The 8998-nt window shown below is 46.1% G+C and carries 8 protein-coding genes and 4 pseudogenes; 3 read left to right on the forward strand and 9 right to left on the reverse strand.

Going from position 1 to position 8998, the window contains the following annotated elements; genetic code table 11:
- The 4 genes and pseudogenes from IM475_RS10820 to IM475_RS10835 all read right to left on the reverse strand — a co-directional run.
- Positions 1-1601: hypothetical protein (locus tag IM475_RS10820; protein ID WP_287727542.1), on the reverse strand; the 1601-nt coding region annotated here is incomplete at its 3' end.
- Positions 1594-2688: an ATP-binding protein gene (locus IM475_RS10825; RefSeq protein WP_287727543.1), complete on the reverse strand. Its 1095-nt coding sequence runs from the start codon at positions 2686-2688 to the stop codon at positions 1594-1596. The genes IM475_RS10825 and IM475_RS10820, both read right to left, overlap by 8 nt.
- A complete protein-coding gene (locus IM475_RS10830) occupies positions 2678-3733 on the reverse strand; it encodes a metal-dependent hydrolase (RefSeq protein ID WP_287727545.1) in 1056 nt (351 codons plus the stop codon). Before IM475_RS10830 ends, IM475_RS10825 begins: the two co-directional genes overlap by 11 nt.
- A gap of 15 nt (positions 3734-3748) precedes the next feature.
- Positions 3749-4983, reverse strand: a pseudogene (locus IM475_RS10835) (RNA-guided endonuclease InsQ/TnpB family protein).
- A 409-nt stretch (positions 4984-5392) separates the two neighbouring features.
- On the opposite strand from IM475_RS10835, the gene IM475_RS10840 reads away from it, so the two are divergent.
- Complete coding sequence (locus IM475_RS10840) at positions 5393-5689, forward strand: hypothetical protein (protein WP_287727547.1); 297 nt, start codon at positions 5393-5395, stop codon at positions 5687-5689.
- Positions 5690-5774: 85 nt separating this feature from the next.
- Positions 5775-6137: a hypothetical protein gene (locus IM475_RS10845; RefSeq protein ID WP_002762526.1), complete on the forward strand. Its 363-nt coding sequence runs from the start codon at positions 5775-5777 to the stop codon at positions 6135-6137.
- Positions 6138-6147: 10 nt separating this feature from the next.
- Here IM475_RS10845 and IM475_RS10850 read toward each other — a convergent pair whose 3' ends face one another.
- From IM475_RS10850 to cas5d, 4 genes and pseudogenes are all read right to left on the reverse strand, one after another.
- Entirely contained in the window at positions 6148-6378 is a 231-nt protein-coding gene (locus IM475_RS10850; RefSeq protein ID WP_287727553.1) for a DUF4164 family protein, read from the reverse strand.
- Between the two features lie 159 nt (positions 6379-6537).
- Complete coding sequence (locus IM475_RS10855; protein WP_287727549.1) at positions 6538-7110, reverse strand: hypothetical protein; 573 nt, start codon at positions 7108-7110, stop codon at positions 6538-6540.
- Between the two features lie 443 nt (positions 7111-7553).
- Positions 7554-7820, reverse strand: a pseudogene (locus IM475_RS10860) (PD-(D/E)XK nuclease family protein); the annotation flags it as partial.
- A 70-nt stretch (positions 7821-7890) separates the two neighbouring features.
- Positions 7891-8046: pseudogene (gene cas5d, locus IM475_RS10865) on the reverse strand (type I-D CRISPR-associated protein Cas5/Csc1); the annotation flags it as partial.
- Positions 8047-8385: 339 nt separating this feature from the next.
- Between cas5d and IM475_RS10870 the strand changes: the two are divergent.
- Positions 8386-8457, forward strand: a pseudogene (locus tag IM475_RS10870) (DUF4164 domain-containing protein); the annotation flags it as partial.
- Between the two features lie 103 nt (positions 8458-8560).
- On the opposite strand, the gene IM475_RS10875 reads toward IM475_RS10870, so the two are convergent.
- Positions 8561-8998: tetratricopeptide repeat protein (locus IM475_RS10875; RefSeq protein ID WP_287727552.1), on the reverse strand; the 438-nt coding region annotated here is incomplete at its 5' end.

Below are 8998 nucleotides of genomic sequence, written 5' to 3' on the forward strand. Positions count from 1 at the left end.
ACCCTTTGGTTTCGCTCAGGGTTAACCCTTTGGTTTCGCTCAGGGTTAACCCTTTGGTTTCGCTCAGGGTTAACCCTTTGGTTTCGCTCAGGGTTAACCCTTTGGTTTCGCTCAGGGTCAACGTCAACAGTAAGCTCGACAGTGAGAAGGCGATCATCCTGACCCTGCCATTTAAGCCGTTTGACCGTTCCGGGGTAGGGAGCCTTAACCGTAGCCAATTGAACCAGTGCATTGTCGATCTCCTGTATTCTCGTCCTGATCACCGCTTGGTTGTATTCCCGTTCCTGAAGTTGTGCGGCCCGAACTGCCCTCTGTTTCTCCACTTCTAGTTGTTGGTTCTGAAGGGTGATCGCCCGTCGGTTTTCTTCTAGAGCCAATTGGTATTCTTCCTGAAGACGCTTTTCCTTGGCGGTTGATAAAACGGCACGGGCGATGTCCAGTTGTATTTTTGCCTGTTCCCGTTCTGTTTCCATTTGGGAGAGTTTCGCCCGTTCATGCTCGATGATCTTCTCCACGGGGGGTAAAGGTTGAGAGTCGATAGTAACAAAAGTGGGTAGGGAAGCGACATTAACGGGATCCCCCCTTAATCCCCCCTTGATAAGGGGGGCAGAGGGAAGGGCTAGTAATTGAGAAATTTTCTGTTTTTGTTGGGTTATTTTAGTCTCTATCTGTTGTAATTCTCCCGTTTTCAGGGTAATATGAGCAATTTCTTGCCGGTAGGAAACGGGGGGAAGTTTATTTAATGTTGGGGGTGGTGAAGGTAAGGTAAGTTCGGGTAGGGGAATCTGCAGCTTTTTTAGGGAGAGTTCCAACTGTTGCCGTTGGGTTTGGAGTCGTTGTCTCTCGGTAATGCGATCGCTTAGTATCTGACCCGCAACGATCCGAGAACCTTGTTTGACCCGCAGATCTGCGGGGGTGGTAAGGGTCAATCGGATTTTGATCTCCCTCGGTACGATGGAGTGGGTTTTTTTCGGAGAGGATCCCCCCTTAATCCCCCCTTGATCAGGGGGGTAAGAGGTGGTAACGGGTGTAACGGGGGTACTGGGGGTTTTTTGGGCTGTGGTGTAACTGCAACCGACTAGGGTGATGATGGTGGCGACGGCAAGGGTCAGATAACGAAAGAAATCAGGACGGGGGGAATATAAGAGTTCTGGGACAATGGGGGAAGTATCGGCTTCTTTCAGGGCAACACTCTCGCTTGTTTTCTCGCTGTGTTTCTCGATTATGGGGACAATGGGGGAAGTATCGGCTTCTTTCAGGGCAAGCCCTTCGGCTTCTCTCAGGGTAAACCCTTCGACGTGGCTCAGGGTAAACACTGAACTTTGTCTAAGTGTTTTTTGAGAAGCGATCGTTTCCAAAACGGTCGGGGTTTCCAAAACAGTCGGAATTTCTAAAACGGTCGGGATTTCCGAGACGGTTTCTCCCGTGCGTTCCCGTTTCCAGCGACTAATCAGCTTACGAGAACAACCCTGTCCCGTTTTCTCCCGTACCAACGAGATCAGACCTTCGTAGGTCGTACCAGCTGGTGCGTCGTCGAGGATAGCGAAAACCGTCTCAGTGCGTCGCTGGTGGGGTTTTGACCTAGAAAGAGTGCTAACCATCTTCTACCCTCCGGTGATAAGGAAAGATACTGGTCACTTCTGCCTGTTTGCCGAAACGACATAGGGCGGTCAAGGGTACTAACTCGGCTACTTTTTTCTCGGCAAACCGGAATTTGGCGGCCACCCGCTTCACTTCCGATTGGTCCACTGGCAGAACGATCTTGGTAGATGAGTTACCGATCACGTCGTCGCTGAGATGTCGTTCCGATTGGGATGCCAACACCAAACCCAGCCCGTATTTACGACCGTCGGCGATGATGCGGTCACAGGCCCGACTTTTCCGCAATTCTTTAGCCTCATCGATGAATAGGTAGGTACGGGGTAGTTTCCCTTCGATTTCGCCGGTTAACCGGTGTTGGTTCATCAATTGCCAGGCCAAGGATTCAGCGGCAATCGCCCCGATCTCCGGCGGTAATTTCGAGAGGTCGATGCGGATATGTTTCTCGGTGAAGTCGGGTTGGGGACGGCAGAAGACACCGTAGGTGAAGGTGGCTATCAGTTTCAGTTTCAGTTTTTGCGATTCCTTACAGCCGCTCTCGACCCTCGACTCGATCTCCTGCTGCAAATCGGTAAAATTGGGCGCTTCCCTTGTCCAACTTGTCGGTTGTTCTTGGCTGATACCCCGCCGGTTGTAACAAAATTGCAATATTTCTAACAGTAAACCTTCCTGATTTGGTCCCAACTGCAAAGAACGTTTGAGGGTGGTGGTGACAGCAATCGCCTGTAGATGGGGACCACCCCCTTCAGCATCGAGGTTGACAATCAGGGGATTGATGCCGTGAGAACTGGCCATGTGCAGGGGATAACAAGTTTCGCCGATAATCTCCTGATCACCGTGGAAATCGATGATAAATAACTGAATATCGGGATAGGTCTGTCGGAGAGAATAGGCGATCGCTTTGAGGGTCTGGGTTTTGCCACTACCGGATGCACCGATGGCGACGATGTGACCGTTGGGGAGATGACCCGGATTCCAATAACAGTTATCCCCCAAGAGAATGCCAGACGGTGGCGATGATTCGTCCGATGGGGAATTGGGGGCCTGTAAAACGGCGGTGGGTAGTGGTTTCTGCTGTTTATTGAACATTTATGATCCTAGCGATGAGATGACCTGAAACGCTGTATTCTCCCAACTTGTCGATCGCATACTGGGGACTAGCGGCGGTAAGTCGGGCGTAGGCGACGTTACCCGGTTGTAGGGTAATAGTATCGAAACGGTCGGCATGACTGGGCAAACTTAGACCCGAACCATCGGCAATGGTCAGCGTTCCCGTTAAATATACCCTGTTACCCTGAGCAAGGCCGAAGGGTTCCGTTAAATTAGCGAGCCTATCTAAATATTCATCTTCCAAGACAATATTTTCGATCTTTACTTGAACCGGCGCGACCCGTTCTACTCGAAGGCGGGAGGCGATGATCTGAGATTCCTGACTCGAACCCAGTCGGTACACCGTTCCCCCTTCGTCCTTGACCAGCAGATCGCTAACGGTCAACGGTTCGATTACCTCGTAGGTGGCATCCACCGGCTGTTCGGTAATGGCATTTCTCCCTTGAACCCTAACCCGCAACAGATAGCGGGAAGCATCCTCGTTCACCGTCTCGATCGCTCCCGACGGCAAACCCAATACCTGATTGAATCCACGAATCAGACCGCCACCACTGTTGATAGAAATACTCAGAACCGAGACGACCACAAGAACAAACAGCAGAAACCACTCGGCATTACTGCCCGTGGCCAACCTCAAACGGGGATTTCTGGGGATGATCATCCTTCCCCGACCAGGATAGAACGCCTGCACTCCCGACTTGGTAAAAACATCGGCAAACCAGCCGAAAAAGTAACCGAGAATCAGACCGTACCAGAGTTGACTATAACCCAGTAGGGCTAAGGGATAAGCCGCAAGGGTGACGACACCCGACGCAAAGAAACTGTGGGTTATGCCCCGGTGAACCGTTCTCTTTTCTAGCCAACTGCTGACGGGAAACAAGAGCCGTCCGAGCGAGCTTTTGCCCGTGTCGATATCTGGTAACAAGGCCGCCACTGCCGCTATACCCAATATCTCTGGATTGGCGGTTCCCAACGTTATACTCGTCAAAGCTACCGAAAAGGCTATATGAGTGACGCTCATCATTTGACACTCCCCGCTCTAAAGAGACGGTGATTCTTGGTTCACAGAGATTACTTGCTTAGACAGAATTGCTTCTGAAAAAGTAGAGGTATTCTCTCCCCAAGCGTTTATTGGATCGAGCCCAAAGGTTCCGGTATGCCCTACCGTACTTAGTCCCCTTTTAAGGATGTTGATTGCGGCGTTTTCATCCCTATCCAAAACACATCCACATTTGCACTGATGGGTTCTAGTCGATAAAGATTTTTTGACAGTTTCACCACAGTTTGAACAGTTTTGGCTTGTATAATTCGGTGAGACAGCAATCGTTATCTTGCCGAATTTAACCCCAAAATACTCTATCCATTCCCGAAACTGATACCAGGCCGCATCATTTATCGATTTAGCTAGACAATGATTCTTGACTAAGTTCTTAACTCTTAAATCCTCGTAGGCTATCACATCGCTAGAGTGAACTACGCACCGTTCGGCTGAGCTCACGGCCGAAGCCTTGCTAATTTCACAGCAAAGTCTTGACGTTGCCTATTTACTTTAAGGTGAGCTTTAGCTAATCTTTGTCTAGCTTTTTGACGATTTTTACTTCCCTTTTTCTTTTTAGATAATCGCCTTTGAAGTCGTTTTAATCGTTTCTCGGACTTTCTCAAGAATTGAGGATTATCAACCTTGTTGCCATTGTTATCTGTATAGAAAGAAGCCAAACCTACATCTAAGCCAATACACTTACCTGATGGTTTAACATCTTCTTTAACGTCACAAGAAAGGACAAATTGACAATAATAACCGTCCGCTCTCCGAATCAACCTAACCCGTTTAATATCGGATTCTTGAAAGTACCCTAAATCCCAAGTTCCTACCAACTTAAGAACACCAATGTTTTTCTTGTCAGTGAACTTAACAGTTTTAGGGCTAAGAAGCTTCCATCCTGATTGTTTGTATTCAACAGAGCGAGATTTTTTAAATTGAGGATACCCCTTTTTGCCTGATACTTTACGTTTACAGTTGTCGTAAAAACGACTAATTGAACTCCAAGCACGTTCAGCACTTGCCTGTCTAGCAGTTGAATTAAGTTCATCGGCAAATTTAAAGTCCTGAGCTAATTCTTGAGAATATCGGTATAAATCGTTCTTACCCGTACCTTTTGTATCCATCCATAACCTTACACATTTGTTACGGATGAATTGAGCAGTACGAATAGCATCGTTTATGGCTTGATACTGTTGAGTTTTAGCTTTAACTTTAAACTCTAAGACAAACATTTTACGCAGGGGGGACTTAGACAAAATCAGTATAGCACAATAAAAGTTAAGTTAACAAGATATAGTTTAAAAAGCCGTCCTAAAAGGACGGGGCTTTAACCCAAAATTTCGGTAAATTTAATTAAATTATCGAGCGGCAAAGGTTGGTTTTGGCTGTGATCGGTAATCGGTAAACTGACAACTAATAGCCGATGATAGGCGATCGCTTTTCTGATTGGTAGTCGGTAGCGGTCGCTTTTCGTTTATATCTTTAGTACATTTCTAGTCTCTTACTAAGTCAACTACCTATTAATTAGTATTTTACAGGTATTTTACTAATCCTCATTAGTTTATCTAATAAGTCTTGTACTTAGTAGTTTACATGGTTAGACTTAAAAGGTAATGTATTAGTATTAAATCAATTAAAATCATGGCTACTGAGAATAGACCAGTATCCTGTTATCTCCCAAAAGATATAGAAGCCAGCCTTACTAAGTATTGCACTCAAAACAATATCACTCGAAAAGATAAGGCCGGGAACATTCAACCGGCAATGGGAACGGCCATAGTAGAGATTCTCGAAACCTTTTTCGGAGATAGCCCTAGCAAGTTGCCCAACTTCGAGGAAAAGATCGATGCGGCGATCGAAGCCAAAATGAACGCGGCGATCGCATCGCTTCGGACTGAATTAGCTCCCCTATATGCGATCGCCCAGAGAGAAGATTAGAGCGGTCTTGCGTAGCGAGCGCTTCGCGTTCACCTAATGCGCTAAGTCAGTCAAATTTGAAACAGATTAGCTAGGAGATTACCTCATGACAGCAGTTACCGAAAATGATCTAAAAAGGCTAGAAGATTTAATCGTTAGTAGTATGAGGGTGATCGAGTCCCGATTAACTAGCCTAGAAAATGGACAATCAGAAATCAAGTCAGATATAAAGTCCCTGAATGGAAAGACAGAAAATATCGACAAGCGACTCACCTCGATCGAAGCCCGTCTAGAAGCATGGAAACCCTCGATCGACAAAACGGCCGATCTTGCCGAAAAAGTAGGAGAACTGAAAAACTGGAAGCAGATCGGGGTAGTGGTAATCACCGCTTTTATCAGTTCGATCCTTAGCGGCATTACCGGCGGGGTGATCGGTTGGCTGATCCGTTCAGCGAAATTCAACCCCTAACACCTAAAACCTAACACCTAACCCTTTTATCCATGCCCTCGACTTTCTCAGTCAGCTTGGCTTGTCCTATCTCTAGCTTGGTTAGCCGGTCATCTATTTTGTCAAACCCCTCATCTACCTTGTCAAATCTCTCATCTATCCTTTTTTCAAGAGAATCGACTTTTTGGCTAACTTCCTTAATGCTGTCTTTGATTTCCCTGAGAACAGCTTCTAGGGAATAGGTCACGGTTTCGTTAGACAACAGACTCTTTTTCAACCAGATCGCTAGATGAACTTCTTGCCAAGACTTTCGAGGATTTTCTAAAGTCTTCATGAATAATGCAGGTTAGGCAACGGGAGTGTCAAATGTGATCGATGTGTGACGGACCGAACTTCTAATCTTTTAGGGACTAGGATGAAGTCAGCGTCCCAAACGGTTAGACTGTCGGGGTAGGGAATAAATCATCAACCTGACCATTCCCACCGCTACAGTCAGTATCCCTCCGATCAGATAAAGACTGGTGTTATTAAAACCGAGTCCCAAGAATCGCAGAATCATAAAACACATGAGAACGGCAATTAGTAGGGGAGTACCGTCGATCCACTGGGTATGGTCATAATTATTACCCTCCAATCCTAAATATTCTTCCTTGACCACCCGTTTCGCTAACATGGGATTACCGATCGCCCGTTGTTGCCAGTCGGCTAGTTTACCCGGTGTCACCTGCAATCCCAAACTGACCGCTTCCCCTTCCATAATTTCGCGGATCGCCCTTTCTGGTAAGGCTTCCAATTCGATGCGGGGAAGCTTCAAAAAAATATCTCTGGCCGGGGGGTAAGTGGCCAATAATAATATCGGCTGTCCCTGTAAATGCAGTTTTTCCAACCAACAACGCAGGGAAACGGGGAACCTGTGGGCATTGTCCATGACCAGAAAAGCGACGTTATTTTGCAACCATTCGGCGATGGTTTCCTGTAACTGTTGTGCCGTCATCGGTTTGCCCTCTAGCGTCTCCGTATCCGATTAATTGGAACTTGATTCGAGTTTTTGGTCTATCGTGTCGATAATAGGTTTCAATCCCTAATAGGGATTAAGATTAATTGGAACTCTTTTAGTCGAGATAAAGTGTCTCGATTGTTATTGTTTCAATCCCTAATAGGGATTAAGATTAATTGGAACACTTAATTTAATGGCTACAGCCGCCGCCATTCATATTTCAATCCCTAATAGGGATTAAGATTAATTGGAACCATACCAATTAAATCGCCCTTCGATAGGTGGACTATTTCAATCCCTAATAGGGATTAAGATTAATTGGAACCGTCCAGAGGTAAAAGCCGTACGCTATAGGGTTTTCAAGGTTCCGTTGCGCCGCACCCGCACTAAACCCAATGTACAGCAAGTGACCCACTTCTTCAAGAACCCGCAAAACCTTGCGGGATAAATTCGCCGTCGTGGGACTCGATCAGATCGGCTTTACCGATTAGACGGTCATTGTCTGATTTAAGCCAGATCGCCCGAATTTGCCATATTTCCTCGCGTTTTCCCGCCCCAACGGTGTGAACTCGTTCGTGTAGATTTGTTCCCTCGATCGTGTAGCTATTATTAAGAAATTCCCCGGCGACGAACATCCAACCACAACGGTGGGGACAGTAGGCATAATGGTTGATGGCGGCGATCGGTATGTAATCAGATTCATCCATAACTATCTTTTATCTTTAGAAATTCTGCGAGTCATCCCCATCCCCATGGTGGTTTTCCGTCCCACTCCTGCTCAGGGCGATCGCTTATTTGGTAATATTCCCCGCGCATTCTTACGTTACGGATTAAACTAACGGGAGGCATATTAATCACATCGTAGCCAATCACCTGATGGGTAAACATAACATCGAGAGGATTTAAAGGATAGGGATAGATAAATAGGGTTTGCGGCAAAAAGTTTTTCGTGGGGACAGGGTGTGGGGTGTGGGGTTTTACCGATTTTCAGGTGGTCAATTACCTAAGTAGCTGGTTATAGTTAAATTAAAGATAGATTTTGTCTTTGATCCCCCCTGCCCCCTTGATAAGGGGGGTGCCGATCCCCCCTTAGTCCCCCCTTTAATCCCCCCTTAATAAGGGGGCATCTGATAATTTTTAACGCCTACCTACTTAATTTTCAGGGAAAAAGTACCTGAATTTTTCCCCCCGATTACTCCCATATCTGGTACTTTTTGATTGACAAAAGGTCTAAAAGTGTTACCCAACAAAGTTTTCAGATTTATTCAGCAAACCCTAATTATCCTTTTAGGAGGAGCGATCGGCACAGCAGCATGGCGCTCTTTCTTTTCTGGTAATCCTTAGAAATATTACTATAATTTCTCACTTTAGGGTAGTTATGAGGGGAAATTAGCAGATGTGAAACTCAGGTTAAAAATAAGGGATATTTAACCCATCCTACCCCTAATTATGCTTTCCTCAACCATCTTTTTAACAATCGCCACAATGCCACTATTATCCCCCCAATTAAAACTAAAGGAAACTTAACCACCCCCAGAAAGAAAGCAACGATTAAGGGATATTTTCGGGTTTCTAATTGCCGAATTTTATTATCGCAATCTTGAACATCCGCTGCTAACCCCAATGCTTGAAATAATTCCCGCGACTGAAGATATGCTTCTTTCGCTTCCGATATACGTTTGAGTTTATAGTAGGTAAGTCCCAGATTAAACCAAGCATTCGCTTCACCCCCCCGATCACCGATTTCGCGTGTGATTGCTAGGGACTGTTGATGAAACTCGATCGCTTTTTGGTATTCTCCTAGGGAATAGTAAACATTGCCTAAACCTATGTAGGAATACGCTTCACCCCCCCGATCACCGATTTCCCGTTTGATTGCTAAGGA

Origin of the sequence: Microcystis sp. M061S2, assembly GCF_020245605.1 — a bacterium.
In the GTDB taxonomy this organism is placed as follows: domain Bacteria; phylum Cyanobacteriota; class Cyanobacteriia; order Cyanobacteriales; family Microcystaceae; genus Microcystis.